Raw genomic sequence first — 400 nt, forward strand, 5'->3', positions numbered from 1 at the left:
TTGGCTATCTGAGAAAGGGCGCGAGGGGCTTTCTATCTTGCATGATGAATTAATCAAATCGGCAGAGTCTGGCGAGTTTGACTCTATGCCCGTCTTTCATTGACAGGAGACCCACATGATTATTGATACCAATTTATTACGTGCCGCACTGGTCTGTGTGGCCAAAGAAGAACGGGCGGAAAAATACCCCGGATTAACCGGGGTACATATATCACCTAAATATATTGAGGCTGCTAACGGGCATGTTGCCGTTCGTATGGAGCACAACATTGACACTGAGATTGACCTAATTATTCGGTTTGATGGCGATATTCCAGAAGCCGCTGAAAACACAAAGATAGACTTAGAGGGAGGTAGCAAGGCATTTCACTACGATGAAGATGGTCGCCTGTTTGGCTTT

General features: G+C 45.8%; 1 pseudogene. It reads left to right on the plus strand.

Going from position 1 to position 400, the window contains the following annotated elements:
• Nucleotides 1-115: 115 nt before the first annotated feature.
• A pseudogene (locus ACGF5R_RS24605) lies at nt 116-400 on the plus strand (hypothetical protein); the annotation flags it as partial.

Source organism: Photorhabdus sp. RM71S (genome assembly GCF_042879355.1).
Classification (GTDB): Bacteria; Pseudomonadota; Gammaproteobacteria; order Enterobacterales; family Enterobacteriaceae; genus Photorhabdus; species Photorhabdus kayaii.